The sequence below is a fragment of the Chitinophaga sp. GbtcB8 genome (assembly GCF_019091455.1).
Classification (GTDB): domain Bacteria; phylum Bacteroidota; class Bacteroidia; order Chitinophagales; family Chitinophagaceae; genus Chitinophaga.
In genome coordinates this window covers 51,197-71,469 of record NZ_JAGXJN010000027.1, presented here as the reverse complement: position 1 = coordinate 71,469, position 20,273 = coordinate 51,197, and the positions used below count along the sequence as shown (strand labels likewise).

General features: G+C 49.1%; 14 protein-coding genes. 9 read left to right on the top strand and 5 right to left on the bottom strand.

The features are described 5' to 3' along the window. The first annotated feature begins 33 nt into the window (after positions 1–33). The gene (locus KVT36_RS21585; RefSeq protein ID WP_217605522.1) at positions 34–930 is read left to right on the top strand and encodes a YitT family protein; all 897 of its coding nucleotides are present in this window, start codon (positions 34–36) and stop codon (positions 928–930) included. 19 nt (positions 931–949) lie between these two features. After that, the gene (locus KVT36_RS21580; protein WP_217605521.1) at positions 950–1,846 is read left to right on the top strand and encodes an alpha/beta hydrolase; all 897 of its coding nucleotides are present in this window, start codon (positions 950–952) and stop codon (positions 1,844–1,846) included. A gap of 129 nt (positions 1,847–1,975) precedes the next feature. Here KVT36_RS21580 and KVT36_RS21575 read toward each other — a convergent pair whose 3' ends face one another. Then, positions 1,976–2,398 (bottom strand): lysozyme inhibitor LprI family protein, encoded by a 423-nt coding sequence (locus KVT36_RS21575; protein ID WP_217605520.1) that lies wholly within the window; start codon positions 2,396–2,398, stop codon positions 1,976–1,978. A 156-nt stretch (positions 2,399–2,554) separates the two neighbouring features. Here KVT36_RS21575 and KVT36_RS21570 point away from each other — a divergent pair, with 156 nt between their 5' ends. The 7 genes from KVT36_RS21570 to KVT36_RS21540 all read left to right on the top strand — a co-directional run bounded on the left by KVT36_RS21570 (position 2,555) and on the right by KVT36_RS21540 (position 15,324). Further along, positions 2,555–3,664, top strand: coding sequence for a Gfo/Idh/MocA family protein (locus KVT36_RS21570; RefSeq protein ID WP_217605519.1), 1,110 nt, complete (start codon positions 2,555–2,557; stop codon positions 3,662–3,664). Between the two features lie 90 nt (positions 3,665–3,754). Continuing rightward, complete coding sequence (locus KVT36_RS21565; RefSeq protein WP_217605518.1) at positions 3,755–5,410, top strand: DUF6377 domain-containing protein; 1,656 nt, start codon at positions 3,755–3,757, stop codon at positions 5,408–5,410. Between the two features lie 338 nt (positions 5,411–5,748). Beyond that, a complete protein-coding gene (locus tag KVT36_RS21560; protein ID WP_217605517.1) occupies positions 5,749–8,709 on the top strand; it encodes a TonB-dependent receptor in 2,961 nt (986 codons plus the stop codon). An 18-nt stretch (positions 8,710–8,727) separates the two neighbouring features. Next, the gene (locus tag KVT36_RS21555; protein ID WP_217605516.1) at positions 8,728–10,308 is read left to right on the top strand and encodes a RagB/SusD family nutrient uptake outer membrane protein; all 1,581 of its coding nucleotides are present in this window, start codon (positions 8,728–8,730) and stop codon (positions 10,306–10,308) included. Between the two features lie 23 nt (positions 10,309–10,331). After that, entirely contained in the window at positions 10,332–11,441 is a 1,110-nt protein-coding gene (locus KVT36_RS21550; RefSeq protein WP_217605515.1) for a SusE domain-containing protein, read from the top strand. Positions 11,442–11,460: 19 nt separating this feature from the next. Further along, positions 11,461–12,858, top strand: coding sequence for an alpha-amylase family glycosyl hydrolase (locus tag KVT36_RS21545; protein WP_217605514.1), 1,398 nt, complete (start codon positions 11,461–11,463; stop codon positions 12,856–12,858). A gap of 21 nt (positions 12,859–12,879) precedes the next feature. After that, positions 12,880–15,324: a glycoside hydrolase family 31 protein gene (locus KVT36_RS21540; protein WP_217605513.1), complete on the top strand. Its 2,445-nt coding sequence runs from the start codon at positions 12,880–12,882 to the stop codon at positions 15,322–15,324. A 127-nt stretch (positions 15,325–15,451) separates the two neighbouring features. Here KVT36_RS21540 and KVT36_RS21535 read toward each other — a convergent pair whose 3' ends face one another. The 4 genes from KVT36_RS21535 to KVT36_RS21520 all read right to left on the bottom strand — a co-directional run bounded on the left by KVT36_RS21535 (position 15,452) and on the right by KVT36_RS21520 (position 20,260). Next, a complete protein-coding gene (locus tag KVT36_RS21535; RefSeq protein ID WP_217605512.1) occupies positions 15,452–16,732 on the bottom strand; it encodes a pitrilysin family protein in 1,281 nt (426 codons plus the stop codon). Beyond that, positions 16,729–17,973, bottom strand: coding sequence for a pitrilysin family protein (locus KVT36_RS21530; RefSeq protein ID WP_217605511.1), 1,245 nt, complete (start codon positions 17,971–17,973; stop codon positions 16,729–16,731). The genes KVT36_RS21535 and KVT36_RS21530 overlap by 4 nt, the downstream gene beginning before the upstream one ends. 100 nt (positions 17,974–18,073) lie before the next feature. Continuing rightward, positions 18,074–19,000: an aspartyl protease family protein gene (locus KVT36_RS21525; RefSeq protein ID WP_217605510.1), complete on the bottom strand. Its 927-nt coding sequence runs from the start codon at positions 18,998–19,000 to the stop codon at positions 18,074–18,076. Positions 19,001–19,024: 24 nt separating this feature from the next. After that, positions 19,025–20,260: an aspartyl protease family protein gene (locus KVT36_RS21520; RefSeq protein WP_217605509.1), complete on the bottom strand. Its 1,236-nt coding sequence runs from the start codon at positions 20,258–20,260 to the stop codon at positions 19,025–19,027. Between the last annotated feature and the right edge of the window lie 13 nt (positions 20,261–20,273).

The following is a 20,273-nucleotide window of genomic DNA, read 5'->3' as shown; positions in this document are numbered from 1 at the left end:
CATAATTGACAATCCGTAATTCGTAATTCACCCATGTCTTCCACCAGAAAAGCCCGCCTGGCGCGGGTAAGGTTGATTCAAAACACGCAGGATGTTATCCTCATCGTGATCGGCGTATTGCTGGCGGCGCTGGGGTTAAAAGGTTTCCTGCTGCCGAATGAGTTTTTGGATGGTGGCGTAACGGGTATTTCCCTGCTCATTAGCCGCCTTACCGGCTGGTCTATTTCCGTGCTGCTGATTGTTATTAACATTCCCTTTATACTGCTGGCTTACAAGCAGCTTTCCCTGGGCTTCACCATTAAAGCGCTGGCTGCTATTATAGGATTGGCAACGGCGCTGGTATTCATAAAAGTACCGGTTATTACCAGCGATAAGCTGCTCATAGCCATCTTTGGCGGCTTTTTCCTGGGCGCCGGTATTGGTATGAGCGTGCGGGGCGGCGCTGTGCTGGATGGTACAGAAGTGCTGGCGCTGTACATTAACCGTAAAACGGTGCTGTCTATGGGTGAGGTGATCATGTACTTCAACATCCTTATTTTTGGAGTGGCTGCAGTGCTGATCAATATAGAAACGGCCATGTACGCCATGCTTACCTATTTATCCGCTTCCAAAACAGTAGATTTTATTATCCAGGGTTTTGAGGAATATATAGCCTTAACCATTATATCGCCCGAGAGTGAGTTGATCCGTAAAACGCTTACATTAAAGCTGAAAAAAGGCGTAACAGTATATAAAGGCAAAAGCGGGTTCGGTAAGCGTGGTAATGTAGATAATGAAATAGATATTATTTACACTGTGGTTACCCGCCTGGAGGTACATAAGATCATTGATGAAATTGAAAAGATAGACAGCAAGGCATTTATTGTACAACATAATATTAACGATACCAAGGGCGGTATGATCAAACGCCGCGCTACACACAGTAAATAGCAGTTATAAATCCTCAGTTATGATAAAACACAGATGGTATGCGGCATTAACCTATGCAGCCCGTACGTTTACAGCTTTATTGCTCCTTTGCAGTATTAGCACTGCGCAAGCCCAGGAAAAAATATACCTCTACCCGGATCAGCCCAACCTGCATATTGGCGGGCGGGAAAAAGTTGCAGATGCTCCTTTTATAGAACATTACAGCGCAGCTAAAAAGAATGGCGCTGCCATCTTAATATGCCCTGGTGGCGGTTATGCAACCCATGCCCTGGGCCATGAAGGAAAGGATATTGCAGCATTTTTTACCAGCAAGGGTTATGATGCTATTGTGCTGCACTATCGTGTAAATGATGAAAGCCAATCCGGCTCCCGCTACCCTGCTGCGTATAATGATGTAACTACCGCTATGCGGCTGCTAAGATCAAAAGCAGCAGTTTGGGGTTTTGATCCGGAAAAAACCGGTGTGATCGGCTTTTCAGCCGGGGGGCATCTGGCCTCCTGTTTGGCTACGCTGTTACAACCGGCTAATGAAAAAGAGAAATGGAGCACACGCCCGGCCTTTGCCATACTGGTGTACCCGGTTATCACTATGAAAGCCCCCTACAAACATCCGGGCAGCACTAACATGTTACTGGGCCCTGACCCTGCACCGGGTATGACGGATTCTTTAAGCACAAATGAAAGGGTAACTGCGCAAACGCCGCCTACGCTGTTAATACATTCCACGGATGATACTGTAGTGCCGGTAGAAAACAGCTTAATGTTCTTTGATGCGCTGCGGAAACATCATGTAAAGGCTACCCTGCAGATCTATGACCACGGCGGGCATGGGTTTGGCCTGGGTACAAAAGATGCTGTGCTGAATACCTGGCCTGCATTGTGTATCGCCTGGCTGCAAAGTTTGGGTATGCCCTGATGTTATAATAACAGTAAAAGCTTTTTGCAGTATAATTTGTACTGCAGAAAGCTTTCCTGTCAGCGCAGCCTGTCTGCGTTATTGTTGAACAACTGCTGAGAAAATCTGTGAAGCAACCTTTTGCCTCTATCAGCCAGCAGTAGGGTAGCGGCTGATCAGCTCTGTTACGCGGTCTTTTATATAAGCTGCTTTGTGGTCGGTGGAGATTACCTGGTCGTCCAGGCCGGCCAGCGTTTTCTTGTGCAGCTTTTCTACGCGGGTATCCAGCAATTTAAAGTAGGCTTCTTTTTTCTCTTTCCACAGGCTTTGCTGTACCATCAGGTTTTGGCGGCGGCTGGTATCCAGCTTGCTGTATAGCTGCCGGTACACCAGGTCCAGCATACTATCCAGGTCGCGGTAATATTCCAGGGCGCAGCCATACATGTACTGGCTTTTAGCCAGGCAGCGCTGGTAGCGGCTTTCCAGGGAATCAATAGCGGCTTTTTTGTTCTGCGCCACCACGTTAAGGCATAACAGCAATAACACTGGGATAAAAAGTAGTAGTCTTTTCATAGGCTCAAAAGCGGTATAGGGAGGGCAAAGGTATAACAATTATTCTTAATCTAAAGGCCGGATAGGTATCGCATTATTAAAAACCGGGTAAAATCCGTATTATTAAATACGGAACTATCAGCTTAAATTTTAACCTGCAAACCCAAACTCACCGTTATGAATACACGCCGTAACTTTTTACAACAGCTGGCCGCATCAGCACTGGCTATTCAGCTGCAACCACTTACCAGCCTGGCCAAGGCACCCTTTTTATCATATGACGGCCCTATGCTGCGGGTAGCCATAATGGGCTTGGGCAGCTATGGCAACCGCGTGGCAGAAGCAATGAAGGATTGTAAAAAGGCAAAACTGGTAGGCGCCATCAGCGGCACGCCCTCCAAGCTTAAAGACTGGCAGGGCAAATATGGTATTCCTGAAAAGAACTGTTATAACTATGAAACGTACGACCAGATCAAGAATAACCCGGAGATAGATGTGGTGTACATTACTACGCCCAATGCGCTGCATCATGACCAGGTAATAAAAGTAGCCTCATTAGGCAAACACGTGATCTGTGAAAAGCCCATGGCGCTGAATGCAAAAGAAGGCCAGGAAATGGTGGATGCCTGTAAAAAAGCCAAAGTGCAGCTGCTGGTAGGTTACCGCATGCACTTTGAGGCTAAAACGCTGGAAGTGATCCGTATGCGCAATGCCGGTGAATTTGGAAAGATAATGTTTTTCCAGGGGCAGTGCGGTTTCCGCATTGGCGATCCTACGCAGTGGCGGCTGAACAAACAGCTGGCTGGCGGCGGCTCATTAATGGATATCGGTATTTACGCCATCAACGGATCGCGCTACATGATTGGTGAAGACCCGGTATGGGTAACTGCCCAGGAAACTAAAACAGATCCTGTGAAGTTTAAAGAAGGCGTGGATGAAACCATACAGTTCCAGCTGGGCTTTCCCAGTGGTGCGGTGGCCTCCTGCCTTTCCACTTATAGTATGAATAACCTGGACCGCTTTTTCCTGAATGGCGAAAGGGGTTTTGCAGAAATGCAGCCCTCCACCGGTTACGGGCCTATTAAAGGCCGCACCAATAAAGGGGAGCTTACCCAACCGCATGTAACCCATCAAACCGTGCAGATGGATGCCATGGCCGGTATTATACTGGAAGGCCAGCAACCGCCGGTACCGGTAAATGGGGAGGAAGCGGTGAAAGACCTGAAGATCATTGATGCTATTTACAAAGCCACAAAAACCGGTGAAAAGGTAGCGCTGAAGCTGTAAAGCGGGGGGAGAAAAAAATAAATCCTACCTTAGTCCATTCAGCCGCAGGCGTTATGGGGGCCGCCTGCGTTTTCGTATAATCATGAGGGTATGCAATTGCGCTACATACTATTGCTTTTACTACCTGTAACTGCGGTGGCCCGGTCGGGCAGCGATACGCTAATGAAAGCGCTGAACAGGACCATTCAGCAGGCAGACACCTATGACCGGCAGAAGCTGCAACGGATAGACCGTATTAAAACCCTGTACCGGGAAGCTAAAACCCTGCCGCAGCAATACGCTGCCACCCTGCAGCTGTATGAGGAGTATAAGGTATATAAATTTGATTCTGCCTTTACCTACGCCAGCAACCTGGAAAATATGGCCGCTGCCATGAACGACAGCATTAAGATAGCTGCTTCTAAAAATAAGCTGGCCTTCATATTACTCTCTGCCGGTAAGTTCAAGGAAGCTTTTGAATACCTGCAGGCGGTGCACCCGGCGCAGCAGACAGACAGTATCAAAGGCGAATACTACCTGCTGATGGGCCGTTATTATAACGACCTGGCAGATTATAACAATGATAATAACTACACTGCCAAATACCAGGTAATAGCCAATAACTACTTTGATTCCGCCCTGGTATATATTCCTGCAAATTCTTTTGAGAGCCTGTATTATGCCGGCCTTAAAAGCCTGAAGCGGGATAGCCTGGATAAAGCCTTTACCCTTTTCCGCACGCTGCTGGACCGCCCCAGCCTTACAGACCACCAGCTGGCCATTGTAAGCTCTACCCTTAGTTTTATTTACGCGCTGCATAAAGACCGGGCGGGGGCTATTAACTCACAGGTAAGGGCTGCCATGGCAGACATCCGTTCATCTACCAAAGAAACCTTTGCCACCTTTAACCTTGCACAGCTGCTGTATGAGGAGGGCGATTTTGAACAGGCCTCCATATACATTGAAAAGGCTATTGACGATGCCACCTTTTACGGCGCCCGGCAGCGCAAAATGCAGGTGAGCGCAATGCTGCCCATTATACAGGGCGCCAAGATCAGCTATATTGAACGGCAGCGCAAGCTGTGGCTTACCTATGCCCTGATTGCCACGCTGGTGCTGATCATACTTGGGTTGCTGATAGTAGTGATCTACAAACAGTTCAACAAGCTGAAACGGGCGGAGAAAACTATTTCCGATGCCCGTAATAACCTGGAGCAGGCCAACCTGCAGCTGCACCGTGTAAATGAAACGCTGAAAAGCCTGAACACTGAGCTGCAGGATGTGAATGCTAAGCTGCGGGAAGCCAATAAGATCAAGGAGGAGTACATTGGCTACTTCTTTAACATCAGCTCCGTATTCTTTGAGAAAATTGTACGCTTCAAAAACCTCATTGATCAGAAAATAGCCGACCGCAAACCCGATGAGCTGCGCATGGTGCTCAACAATATTAATATGCGCAACGAGCGGGAAGACCTGCTGAAAAGTTTTGACAAAGTATTCCTGAAGCTGTTCCCCACCTTTGTAGAAGAATTTAATAAGCTGTTTAATGAAGAAGACCAGATAGTGCTCAAAAACGATGAGCTGCTGAACAATGAGCTGCGCATTTATGCTCTGATGCGCATGGGCATTACGGAGAATGAAAAGATAGCCCAGATCCTGGAATATTCCGTTAAAACCATCTACGCCTACAAGACCAAAATACGTAACCGCACCATTGTGCCCAAAGAAGAATTTGATAAAAGGGTAATGGCGGTAAAGTCCATTTAAGGCACCTTTTCAGGAGCCTGAAACGCCCCTTTTTCCTTCTCAAGTGTATATATGATTATTATTTTAATATATTGTTAACCCGTTAGCTGTCAGGTACTTAATTTTCTATTACTCCCCGTTTAGCTGCCTATTTTCTTTATTTCCAGGCTACAAATTTGCCGCCTTCCCCGGAAAGTTTTCTTTTGACATTACAAGCTAAATCCGTATTCCAGTTATGAACCAAGATCACCTATACAGTGGCGACCGGCCGCCTCCAATAGCCGGATGGGACAACTAAAGGAACAATGAAACAAAACAGTATTTAAAGATTCCACTTTTCATAATTGACACCTTACCGTATGACTAAGATCCGAACAATTCAGCTGCTGCTAACTTGTCTGGTATTGCTGTGCGCACAAACGGCCGCCGCGCAATCCAGGACATTTGCAGGGCTTGTGCATGACAACGCCAAGGGGCCTGTAATAGGGGCTACTGTGCAGGTAAAAGGCACCGCTACCGGTACCACCACGAATGAAACAGGCCGTTTTACGCTGCAGGTGCCGGAAGGCAGCGCTACCCTGGTAATATCCTACATTGGATTTAATACGCAGGAAGTAAGCATTACCGGCATAAACGATATTACCGTTACCCTTACGCCCAATGCCCAGTCGCTGGGTGATGTGGTGGTAATTGGTTATGGTACGGCGCGCAAAAAAGAGCTTACCGGCTCCATAGCCACCGTAACATCCAAAGAGTTTCAAACAGGTGCCATTACCACACCGGAGCAATTGATTGCCGGTAAAGTGGCAGGGGTATCTATTACCTCCAACAGCGGATCGCCCGGCGCCGGCAGTGTGATACGTATACGCGGCGGGGCCTCCCTGAACGCCAGTAATGATCCGCTCATAGTGATTGACGGGCTACCGGTAGCCAACATGAATATTTACGGCGCCTCCAGCCCCTTAAGCCTGGTGAACCCGAATGATATTGCCAGCTTTACCGTGTTAAAAGATGCAGCCGCCACAGCTATTTATGGTTCCAGGGCATCCAACGGCGTAATACTCATCACCACTAAAAAAGGAACAGCAGGCAAACCGCAGTTCAGCTTCTCTACCCAGGTATCTGTAGCCACACTGGCAAAAAAGGCCGACGTACTTTCCGCCGGTGCATTCCGTAAGCTGGTAGATTCACTGGGCACGGGCCTGGTAGGCAATGTGCCTTTTAAAAGCCTGATGGGCAGCGCTAATACAGACTGGCAGAAAGAAATTTACCAGGCTGCTATTGCTACAGATAATAACCTGAGCATGGCCGGCGCGCTGAAGAACATGCCCTACCGCCTTTCTTTCGGTTACCTGAACCAGGATGGCATCCTGAAAACAGATAACCTGCAGCGTATCAGTGGCGGTGTGTCCTTAACGCCTATGCTGTTTGATAATCATTTAAAGATCGACATCAACTTAAAAGGTGCGGTGAACAAAAGCCGCTTTGCCAACTCCGCTGCTGTAAGCTCCGCGGTGTACTTTGATCCTACGCAGCCGGTGCATTCCGCTGAATCACCTTTTGGCGGCTACTATGAGTGGTATGCCAAAGATGCCGGTACCGGTGAAGTAACGCTGAACAAGCTGGCGCCCCGCAACCCGGTAGCCCTGCTGGACCTGTATAATAACCACAGCAATGTGCAGCGCAGCTACGGCAACATACAGTTTGATTATAAGCTCCATTTTCTGCCGGAGCTGCATGCTAACCTGAACCTGGGTTATGATGTAGCTAAAGGGGAAGGAAAGATAGATGTGCCGGCCTATGCTGCACAGAATTTCCTGGACAGCGGGCAGCATAATCAATATGCTAACCGTATAAAGAATAAGGTGGGCGAGTTTTTCCTGAACTATAACAAGACCATTGAATCCATCAAAAGTAATTTCAACGTAACGGCAGGTTATGGTTATTATGATAACCTGGCCACTAACTACAATTACCCGGCCTTCCGCGCCAACGGGGATACCATTCCCGGCAGCATACCTACCTTTCCGCTGGATAAGCCGCAGAACATCCTGATCTCTTATTACGGCAGATTAATTTACACGCTGAATAACCGTTACATACTGGCAGCATCATTGCGTACAGATGGCTCTTCCCGTTTTTCACCCGCTACCCGCTGGGGTACCTTCCCCTCTGTAGCCTTTACCTGGCGGGCTAACCAGGAAAAATTCCTATCATCTGCCAAAAGCCTGAGCGACCTGAAGCTGCGCCTGAGCTATGGTGTTACAGGCAACCAGGATGGTATTTATAATTATGCTTACCTGGGTGTGTATTCGCTAAGCGACAACGCATCTACCGTGCAAATAGGCGATAAGTTCTATAACATGGGCTCACCGGCTGCCTATGATGCAGGTATTAAATGGGAGCAAACAGAAACCTATAATGCCGGGGTAGATTATGCTTTCCTGAACAACCGCATTGGCGGCAGTGTGGATGTGTATTACAAGAAAACAAAAGACCTGCTGAACACCATTCCCATTCCTGCAGGCTCCAACTTTAGCAGCACCATTCTTACCAACGTAGGTAATATTGAAAACAAAGGGGTGGAAGTGCAGATAGAAGCTACGCCCATTACCGGCAAAAGATTTACCTGGTACCTGGCATTTAACGCGGCCTATAACAATAATAAGATCACCAACCTCACGGCCACTAAGGATTCCACCTACCCCGGCTCATTGGTAGGTACGGTACAGATACACAGCGTGGGTTACAGCCCTTACGCCTTTTATGTATACCACCAGGTGTATGATGCTGCAGGCAAACCCATTGAAGGCGTGTATGCAGATGTGAACCACGACGGGCAAATAAACCAGGCGGACCTTTACCGTTACAAATCGCCGGTGCCAAAATTCATATTCGGTTTCACTACAGAATTCAGCTATGATAAATGGAGCCTGCGCACTGTGCTGCGCGCCAATGTAGGCAACTACATGTTCAACAACCTGGCTACCGGCGCTTCTAAAGCCAATATGTTCAACACGCTGGGATACCTGGCCAATACACTGTCTGAAGTAACAAAGAGCAGCTTTTATTACGGGCAGCAACAGTCTGACTACTTTGTGCAGAATGCCTCTTTCCTGAAAATGGATAACCTGACGTTATCGCGCAATTTTGGTAACATTATCAGCAACCGTGTAGGCCTGCGCGTTACAGCCGCCTGCCAGAATGTATTTACCATTACCAAATACACCGGCATTGACCCGGAAATATATGGCGGTATTGATAATGCCCTGTATCCACGTCCGCGTACTTTCAGCCTGGGCGCAAACCTTCAATTCTAATGCTTTTAAATCACGGATATGAAAAAGATATTTAGTTGGGTATTTATGGGCGCCGTGTTATTTACGGGCTGCGCCAAAGATCTGAACCTGAAACCGCTTAATTCCAATATAGCCGATGTGCAGTATGCCACTCCCCTGGGCTACAAACAGGTGCTGGCCAAGGTATACGGCAGCTACTCACTGGTGAGCAGCACCGGTGTGGGCAACTCTGATGTGAATGTACCCGGTATTACAGATGCGGGCACTACTGACTTTTTGCGTGCTTACTGGAACCTGCAGGAGCTAACTACAGATGAAGCCAAGTGCGCCTGGAATGATGCCAACCTGCAAAGCTATCACAACTTCAACTGGACCTCCAGCAACATTTTTATTAATGCGCTGTACTCCCGCTGCCTGTTCTCTATAACTATCTGTAATGAGTTCATCCGCGAATCAACCGATGAGAAGCTGGCCAGCCGTGGTATTGGCGGTAAAGATGCGGACGATATTAAACATTACCGTGCTGAAGCCCGCTTTGTACGCGCGTTCCAGTACTGGGTGCTGATGGACCTTTTTGGCCAGCCGCCGTTTGTAACAGACCAGGACCCTATTGGCAAATTTATTCCAAAACAGATCTCCCGTACAGAGCTGTTCACCTACATAGAAACGGAGCTGAAAGCCATTGATGGGGAGCTGGTGCCGCCGCGTGGCAATGAATACGGCCGTGCCGACCAGGCAGCCGCCTGGGCCCTGCTGGCGCGAATGTACCTGAACGCAGCAATATATACCGGCACTGCGCATTATGCGGATGCTATTACCTATGCAACGCAGGTGATCAATGCCGGTTATGTGCTGATGCCGCATTACAAAAACCTGTTTATGGCGGATAATAATGTGAACAATACGGAAATGATATTGCCCATTAGCTACGATGCTACGCACTCGCAGAACTATGGCGGCACTACCTTCCTTATTTGTTCCGGCCACGGTACCAATGTAGCGGACAATGCCAAAGCAGGTATACCCGGCGGCGGCTGGAGCGGTAACCGCGCTACTAAAAACCTGCCGCAGGCCTTTGGCGATTATAGCGGCAATGCAGACAAGCGCGCTATGTTTGGCTTGGGCTCCCTGGAAATAAGCGATGTGCTGAACTTTAATGCCGGCCTGGGTGTAACCAAGTTCAATAATGTGAACAGTGATGGCTCTACCCCTTACTCGCCCAACGGTGTGCTGGTGAGTGTAGACTTTCCTTTGTTCCGCCTGGCAGAAATGTACCTCATATACATAGAGGCGGTAAAGCGCAATGGCGGCGGCAGCGAAGCTACTGCCCTGGAATATTTTAACCGCTTACGTGCAAGGGCCTACGAAAATGATAATGGCAAAGTAACCAGCTTTTCACTGGAGGATGTATTTAACGAAAGGCAGCGGGAGCTGTATTGGGAAGGTTTCCGCCGTACAGACCTGGTACGTTTTAACCGCTTTACCTCCGGCAGCTACCTGTGGCCCTGGAAAGCAGGCGTAGCGGGCGGCGCGGGGGCTGATGCGCATTACAACGTATTCCCCATTCCTTCCTCTGAAATTATTTCCAACACCAACCTGGTGCAGAACGCTAATTATTGATCCCTTATTCTAAAAGTTATTATATGCTTATAAAAAGCTATCGTTACACACTCCTGGCCCTTTGTGTGCTGCTAATTGCAGCCGCCTGCAAAAAGGATGGGGAACAGCTTACGCTGCAGCCCGGCAGCTTTTCCGGGGGAGCGCTGAGCGCCAGCAGCAGCACCGTAGTGCTTACCAAGGCAGCGGAGAATGATACGGCCCTTAACTTCAGCTGGGGGGCAGCCGGTTTTGGCGGTGCTACCGTTACCGCCTACACGCTGCAGCTGGATGTGCCTTCAGATACCTCCGGCGCCCATGCCTGGGGCCAGGCCAAAACCTTTAATGCAGGCACCCGGCCCACTGGCTATAGCTTTGTGGGTAAAGACCTGAACAACCTGTTAAGCGCCATGGGCCTGCAAAGTGGCACTACCAGCCAGGTAGCGGCAAGAATAAAGGCAGAGGTACCGCAGTATAACGGCGCCGCCTCTACGGTAATGCCGGTATATTCCAACACCCTGGTACTAACCATTACTACCTTTAGCTCTAACCTGTACGTGCCGGGCGACTACCAGGGCTGGGACCCCGGCAAAGCGCCCACCTTTCCGCCCATAGAAGGTAAGGCCGGTATGTTTGAAGGGTATGTGAATATGCCGGGCAGCGGCGGACCTTATTATTTTAAGTTCACCAACTCACCGGACTGGGACCATACTAACTATGGGGATGGCGGTAATGGCAGCTTCAGCACGGATGGTAATGCTGCAGGCCTGAGTGTGCCTGCCGGTGGTTATTACTATCTCACAGCGGACCTGAACACCAACAAGTGGACGGCCACCAAAGTTAGCTGGGGCATTATTGGCGATGCCACACCGGGCGGCTGGGACAATGATACACCACTTACCTACGATGCAGCCACGCAGGTATGGACTGTAACAGCAGTGATGAAAAAGAACGGCTCCTTTAAGTTCAGGGCCAATAATGCCTGGGCTATTGATTTTGGCACAGATGCAAATGGTAAGCTGGTATATGCAGATAACCCCTTCCTGGGTTACACGCCCGGCCTTAATAACCTGAGCGTACCGGAAGATGGTACCTATACTATTAAGCTGGACCTGCACCTTTCAGGCCAATACACTTACAGCCTTACCAAAAACTAGGAAACTACATTTTTAAATAATGAAGCAGGCAGTTGTGACTTTAACATTGATCCTTTTTTCCTGGATGCTGGGCGCCTGCGGTAAAAATGATACCGCCGCGCCTTACACACCACCCGTAATACCACCGGTAACAGATACAACTATTGCCGCGCAATACGGAACCCCTTTTGCCAATGTAACGGACCCGCAGGATGCCGTGATATACCAGGTAAATATGCGCGTATTCAGCCAGCAGGGCAACTTTGCCGGGGTTACCGCCCGTTTGAATGCCATTAAAGACCTGGGTGCTAACGTGGTGTACCTGATGCCTGTGTTCCCAGTGGGCCAGCTGAAAGCGCTGAACTCACCCTACTGCGTAAAGGACTATTTTACCATAAACCCGGAGTTTGGTACGCTGGCAGACCTGCGTACACTGGTAGAAACGGCGCACCAGCAGAACATGAGCGTAATACTGGACTGGGTGGCCAACCACACCGCCTGGGACCATTCCTGGATAACAGCGCACAAAGACTGGTATATGCAGGACGGCAGCGGTAACATCATAAGCCCGCCAGGCACGGGCTGGAACGATGTGGCGCAGCTGAACTACCAGAACGCGGAGATGCGCAAAGCCATGATAAAGGCCATGAAATTCTGGGTAATGACGGCTAACATAGACGGCTTCCGCTGCGATTATGCTGACGGGCCGCCAACAGACTTCTGGAAGCAGGCCATGGACACGCTGCGGGGTATTAGCACGCACAAGCTGATCATGCTGGCAGAGGGTGGCCGTACGGCCAATTTTACGCTGGGGTTCAATTATAATTTCGGGTTCAGCTATTTCAATACTTTAAAGGATATTTATAGTAGGGAACGCCCGGTTACGGCTATTGATACGCTGAATACCAGTGAATACCTGAGCGCATCGCCCGGCCAGCGTGTGGTGCGGTACACCAGCAACCATGATGTAAATGGATCTGACGGTACGCCCACTGAATTATTTGGTGGTATAAACGGTGCTGTGGCAGCCTTTGTAGTAACGGCTTTTATGAAAAGCGTACCCATGATCTACAATGGGCAAGAGGTGGCTACAGCCTACCGGCTGCTGTTTCCCTTTACCATGGCCAAAATAGACTGGAACGTGCATCCTGAGGTAACGGCCGCGTATAAAAAAGTGCTGGCTTTCCGCAGCAGCAGCGCAGCAGTAAAGCGGGGTGCCTTAACAACATACAGCAGCAGCAATGTATGTGCCTTTACAAAAGTGCAGGGTGCAGAGCAGGTGCTGGTAATTGCCAACCTGCGCAACCGGGCTGTAAATTATACCGTACCCGCTGCTTTGCAGCCCCTGGCCTGGAAAGATGCGCTGAGCGGTAATGCCGTAACGCTGGGTACAACCATTACCCTGGCGCCGTATGAATACCAGCTATTGAAACTGTAATAAAAAGAGGAATAACAGAACATGTTAACAAGAGTCTATACAATAACTATTACCGCGCTGCTGGCCTTTACAGCCGGCTATGCGCAGGTAAAAGAGCCGGGCAATGTAACGGCTGTGCAAAAAGAAACGCAAGGGGTAAAGATCACCACTGCCAACGCCTTTGCAGCGATAACAGTGTACAACGCATCCACCATACGGGTGCGGATAGATAAACAGCCGCTGGCAGCTGATTTCTCTTATGCCGTAATAGCCCAACCGGAAACGGTAAAAACCAGCATTACTGAATCAGATAAGGAGATTATTCTGCAAACGGATTCACTGAGAACCGTGATCAGCAAGCAACCTTTTTCCGTAGCATTTTACACACCGGCAGGTGAGGTTATTAACCAGGATGAAACGGGGTTAAATACCAGCTGGACGGGCGAAGAGGTGGCCACCTATAAAAAGATGCAGGAAGGCGAGCGGTTTATTGGCCTGGGTGAAAAAACAGGTAACCTGGACCGTACCGGCAGCGGCTACACGAACTGGAACTCTGATGTATTTGGCTACCAGGTAGGGCAGGACCCGTTGTACTCCACCATCCCCTTTTACATAGGCATTCACCACAATAAAAGCTATGGTATTTTCTTTGATAATACCTACCAGAGCGATTTTAACTTTGGCGCCAGCAACAACCGCTTTTCCTCTTTTGGCGCGCACGGCGGGGAAATGAACTACTACTTTATTTACCACCGTAACCTGGCGGATATTATTACGGCATACACGGCCCTTACCGGCCGTATGCACCTGCCGCCTATGTGGAGCCTGGGTTACCAGCAAAACCGCTACTCCTATTATCCTGATACGGAGGTGCTGCGCATTGCGCAAACCCTGCGGGAGAAGCAAATACCGGCAGATGGTATTACACTGGATATTCACTACATGGACCGCTACCAGCTTTTCACCTGGGATAAAGAGCGCTTCCCTGACCCGGTGAAGCTTACCGGTACGCTGAAGAAAATGGGTTTTCGTACTACCGTGATCGTAGACCCGGGCATTAAGGTAGAAAAAGGCGCTGCTGCATTTGAGCGCGGTGTAAAAGATAGTGTATACATTAAGTACCCGGATGGGCAGTTTTACACCGGGCAGGTATGGCCCGGCTGGTGCCACTTTCCTGACTTTACTGCTGAAAAGGGGCGTGCGTGGTGGCGTAAGGAAGTAAAGTTCTTTTCCGATAATGGGGTAAGCGGTATCTGGAATGATATGAATGAAATAGCTACCTGGGGGCAAAAGATGCCGAATAATGTGCTGTTTGATTACGATGGCATAAAGGCCAGCCACCTGCGTGCGCATAACGTATACGGCCTGCAGATGATACGCGCATCGTATGAGGGGGCACGTGAAAATACCAGCGAGCGGCCCTTTATACTCACCCGCTCCGGCTATGCCGGTTTGCAGCGTTACTCCGCCATTTGGACGGGCGATAACCGCGCGGAAGATAACCACATGATGCTGGGCATACGCCTTATGAACAGCCTGGGTTTAAGCGGCGTACCCTTTACCGGAATGGATATTGGCGGTTTTACCGGCAACCCAAGCGTAGCGCTGTACACCCGCTGGATGCAGATAGGCGCTTTTATTCCTTATTACCGGAACCACACGGGCGTAAACACCAAATCAGCAGAGCCCTGGGCCTTTGGGGAAGAGGCGCTGGAAATAGCGCGCAACTACATTAACCTGCGTTACCGGCTGCTGCCCTACCTGTACAGCACTTTTTATGAAGCCACGCAAAACGGCCTGCCCGTTATGCGCAGCCTGGCCATTAACTACACCTTTGACCCCAAGATCTATGACCCGCAATACCAGCAGCAATACCTGTTTGGCACAGCGCTGCTGATAGCGCCTTTTGAAAGCGGTAAAGATTTTGGGCGGGTATACCTGCCTGCAGGTAAGTGGTATGAGCTGTATACCGGTGCGGTGAATGAAGGCGGGCATGAGCAGATCATTCCGCTGAGCATACAGCAGCTACCGGTGTATGTAAAGGAAAGCAGCATTATTCCTATGCAGTCGCAGATACAGAACACTACCGAACAGCCGGCAGATACGCTGCTGCTGCATGTATACAATGGCGCTGTAAAAAATAGCTTTGTGTATTATGAAGATGACGGTATTAGCTTTGACTATGAGAAAGGCGCTTTTTACAAACGCAGCATCACCTTTGACCCGGCCGCTAAAGCGCTGGTTTTTGGTAAAGCAGATGGCAGCCGTGCATCAAAGTTCAAATATGTAAAGCTGCTGCTGCATGGTTTTGACCAGCAAAGCTGGAAAGTGAAAGGTAAAAGCGTAACGGCAAAAGAAGAGGCCTGTTCTTTCCTGCACAGCATTTCCAAATTTGACCCGGAAAAGAGCGCCGGCAGTGTGGATACAGATCATGTGAAAACGCTGGTGATAGCGAATGAGAGTGGTGAAATTTCTATAGGAATGTAAAACCGACGAAGGAGGTTCATAGAGACCATTTAAAAGACTTTATGAACGAGATAAATGTAAAAGGCTAATGCATCCGCTGCATTAGCCTTTTACATTTATGATTTTGCACTTGTGATTTTACATTCCATTAGATCACCACCAGCTCATAGAAATCCGAGGGGGTGAAGTATTGTTTGGCCAGCTGCTGCAGCTCCTCTGCAGTAATGGTTTTAATAATGCGGATATTGTTGTTGAAATAATTCTCATCCAGGTCGTTCAGGATCAGGCTTTTCCAGCGTTGGATCACCTGGAAAGCGCCATCCAGATCGCCCAGTATAGAGCCGATCATGTAGTTACGTACCAGGCTCAGTTCTTCTTCCGGTACCGGTTCATTCTGCAGGTTTTGAAGCTCTTTATAAATTTCTTCAATAGTAGCTTCGCACACATCGCGGCCGGCCTCTGTTTGTATGTTCAGCGCGCCGGTTTGGCGAAAGTTATAGAGCTGTGAATGGATGCCGTAGGTGTAACCCTTCTCTTCCCGGATATTGCTCATAAGGCGGGAGCCAAAGTAACCACCCAGGATAGTGTTCAGCACCATCATTTTTGGAAAATCAGGATGGTAGCGGTTAGGGAAATGCCTTGCTACGCGTACAGCGCCCTGCACGCCATTTTCATCATTAAAAATGCGGTGCTTTTTTTCATCTGCCGTTTGTATAGGCAGCTCCGGCCGCAGCAGCGTGGTTTCCCCGTTCCATTGCGTGCTGCCAAAATATTTATTCAGCAGCGCTATCATGTTTTCCGGCAGGTGGCCGGCAACAAAGATCCTGCAGTTGTTGTACGAGTAATGCCGCTGGTAAAAAGCGCGCAGGCTTTCCGGCTGCAGCGCATCGTACGCCATCATGGTGCTTACGCGGCCATAGGGATGGAACTCGCCGAACAGGTATTTATCAATGTAGCGGTTGGCTACAAAGTCGCACTTTTGCAGGTTTACGGCCAGGCGCTGTTTCATGTTCTGCTGGTAGGTGGCCAGTTCATCGGCGCTAAAGGCAGGGTCCTGGATCACTTCCTGCAGCAGCGGCAGCAGGTCTTCCGTATGCCGGGTAAGGCAGTGCAACGTATAGGTAGCATTTTCATGATAGCTGTTACGGTTCAGGTAAGCGCCAAAATATTCAATGCTTTCATTTATTTCCAGTGCGTTATGTTTGGTGCTGCCATTCTTTATTAAAAAGTTGGTGGCTGCCGCTACCTGGCTTTCCTGCTCATACCAGCTGCCGGCAGGGAAAATAAATTCCAGCTGCAGCGTATCCTGCTCATCACTTTTTATAACGTATACGGGTATACCGTTATCCAGCGTGAATTTTTCGTATGGTTTCAGCGTTACATCAAACTCCACTGCATCTTTTATAGCCGGGGCAATTGTTCTGTTCATATTTGGTTATCTGCGTAGTAATAGATAGTGTTGGAATTTTTTTCATCAAAAATGATGTTGGCCTCGCGGTGAATATCGGCGGTGGTTACTACCTCGTAGTGTGTAAACTCCGTATTCATCAGGGCGGCATCGCCCATCAGCTCATAAAAGGCCAGGTTGTTGGCGCGGTTCAGCAGGCTCATATCTTCAAAGGCCAGCAGGCTTTCCACGCGGTTCTTTACCTTCTGCAATTCGCGCTCCGGTATTACGGTTTGCTGCAGCTTGCTCAGCTCTTCCTGGATGGCTTTTTCAGCGTCCTTCATTTTTACGCCTTTTACCAGCTTGCCTTCAATAGCCAGCAGGCCGGCATCCAGGCTGCCAAAGTGGTAGCATTCTATGTTGCTGAACAGCTTTTTTTCCTTTACCAGCACCTGGTGCAGGCGGCTGGAGCTGCCTCCGCCGAGGATGTCTGAAAGAAGATCCGCGGCATAATAACGGGGATCTTCCCGTTTGTAGATGTGGTAACATTTATACAGGGCATCCAGCGGTACCTTGGCTTTTACTTCCAGCTTATGCGCCGCTGTTTGTGCAGGTTCCTGCGGCAGCTGGCGCTGGTATTTTTCGCCGGAGGGAATGTCGCCAAACCATTTTTCTGCCAGCACCTTCACCTGTGCGGTGGTTACCTTACCCCCTACTACCAGGATAGCATTTACCGGGCGGTAGTATTTGAAAAAGAATGCCTTTACATCTTCCAGGCTGGCGGTTTCAATATGGGAAAGCTCCTTGCCGATGGTCATCCAGCGGTAGGGGTGGCTGCTGTAAGCCAGCTCCCGCATTTTGTGCCATACATCACCATAGGGCTTGTTTATGTAATGCTCCTTAAACTCTTCACTTACTACTTTACGCTGCACATCCAGGCTTTTTTCATCAAAGGCCAGGGATAACATGCGGTCGCTTTCCAGCCAGAAAGCGGTTTCTATATTTTCTGCGGGCAGCTGTATATAGTAGTTGGTAAGATCGTTGGTGGTAAAGGCATTGTTCTCGCCGCCGGCCATCTGCAAAGGCTCATCATAATCCGGTATGTTCACAGAGCCGCCAAACATCAAATGCTCAAACAAATGGGCAAAACCGGTACGGGCCGGGTCTTCATCCCGCGCGCCTACATCATACAACACATTCAGCACCGCCATTGGCGTGGTATGATCTTCATGCACGATGACCCTTAAACCATTGCCCAGGGTGAATTTATTAAAGTGGATCATATTCGTTTTTTGAGAAACTATAAAACATTTTCCCGCAAAAGGCGGGAAATGCAAGTTATTAAAATTCCACGTGACAATGATAATTAGTAAGGAGGAGATATCAGGGTTGCAGGTATAGCTCGTTCTGGCGGTAGTTGATAATAACGGCTGAGAATTGTTTCCATACGGAATAACCAATGGCGCCGGCTATTTCCATGGTTTGCCCGTCGTCATTTACATCTTTACAATAGCTTACGGGGACTTTACGCAGCTGCTTGTTGCCGATGCTGAGCGCAGGAATAATGCTGTTCACATAATCATAGGTTTTCAGCAGATCCTGCACCTGTTCAGAGCCCAGGGTGGTCATACGGTCGGCCAGCAGATTCTTTTGCACATAGGGCCAGTTAAATAAAAGCCCATAGTCGCCACCGGTAGTTACGTGATAGTTGCCGGTAATGGTCTGGCCATCGTCCAGCTCTATGGTGGCGGGTATTACCGGGGTACGGAAGTTAAGCTTAAAGGGCAGCACCTGCGCGCCGGCAAACTCCATGGAGGTGCCGGGGGTGTAGAGCACCAGCTGCTGCTGTGCATAGTCTATTTTTACCACATACTGCTTCAGCAGGTCTATGCCTATAAAGCCGTCTATTACCAGCGGGCCTTTGCGGAATTCGGGAATATTTTCCAGGTATACCTTCAGGAAAGGCATTTTGGTTTTGCCCAGGTACAGCACATTCAGCGTGGCGGTGTTTACCTTCAGCATCAGGTTATTGGTAGCGGTAACGCCGGCTTTTTGTTTGGCGGAAATGTTTAGCTTTTTGGCCAGGCCATAATGCAGGATAGTTACTTCTGTACCAGTATCAAAAATAAAGTGCAGGGTATCTGAGCTACCGGATACCATGGCCGGTATCACGATTTGGTTACCATAAAACCGGAACGGCAGCACCGCAGCGGCGTCCGGCTCCCCCTTTACGGGCTGGCGCTTGCTTTGCGCATGCACAGCCATGGAAAGGCTGCTGTATAACAATATGAATAAAAGAGATCTCCGCATGAAAAAAAACTCCCTACTAAAACGTTACAAAATACTTTTTATTGGTAGCTTTTTGAGGATAAGTTCTTTATTGCGGATAACGAGGATGCTTGGTTTGGTGCCTATGGTCTTAAGAATGTCCCTGTAAACCTGCAGGTTATTGGTAAAATTGTTGTTGATGGCCAGGATCACATCCCCCTTTTTAAAACCTGCTTTTTCTGCCGGGGAATTTTTGATGATATCGGTGATCTCTACACGGCCGTTGATCAGGTAAATGATCAAACCCGTATAAGAGTAATCAAACGGATCCCGGTAGTGGGTGTTGGGCTGCAGGTAAATTTCTTTTTTAGGATAGTTGAGGGTGAGGTTAAAACGGCGCAGGAGGTCGTTCCCGATCATACCGCCCAGGAAAGGATAAGCTGTGATGTTGGTGATATCATCAAACAGGTACACCGGTACATTACGGAAGCTATAGTTGCCTACTTTAAACTCCTGTATGGTGGTGATATGCATTTCCATTTTACCGCCCAGGCCCTGGGCTTCTGTTTGAATAATTTTACGCTGCCGTTTGCGGGAAGAAAGCAGTGCGCTGTCTTTCACAAACTGGTTAGAGAGCAGCAGGCACATACCGGCGCCGGTATCAAAGTAATAGCGGTTCAGGGTTTGGGCCTTGCCATTACGCAGGGGTGCGGGTATAATGGGAATGAGCGTTAATGAGGGCCTTAGCAGCTGGCCGCCCCGGGGATAGTTGAACTTGCCCTTGGTGTAGATGTTTATAAGCTCCTTATCATAATCCACATTTACAATGTAGCGGCTTAACAGGCTGTGGCCAATAATACCATCTACCTGCAAGCCATATACCTGGCTAATAAGCTCATAATCATTCACATGAAAATTAAGACTGTCCACCTCCAGGCCGGGTAGCAGTAAAGTACGGTCCATGGCAAAAGATACCTGTTTGGCACCGCCCAGGCCCCGCACAATACGGTCCGAGGGTTGCAGCGTAATGCCCAGCCGCACGCAGGTAGCGGTGTCCAGTGAAATGCCGGCGCTGCCGGTATCCAGTATAAACTGCAGGGTATCCGGTATTCCTTTAAGCTGTGCCTGTATAACCACCACCCCGCCATAATATTGCTTGAACGGGAAACTGGTAATAAGCACAGATCCTTTTTCTGTGGTATCGGAATTTAGGGCGCTGAAAGGGATCAGGGCAGCTGCGTAAGTGGAATTGCCGGCAAAGGCGTGCAGGAGGCAACAGTATAACAGTAAGGTATATCGCATACAGGACGCGTGA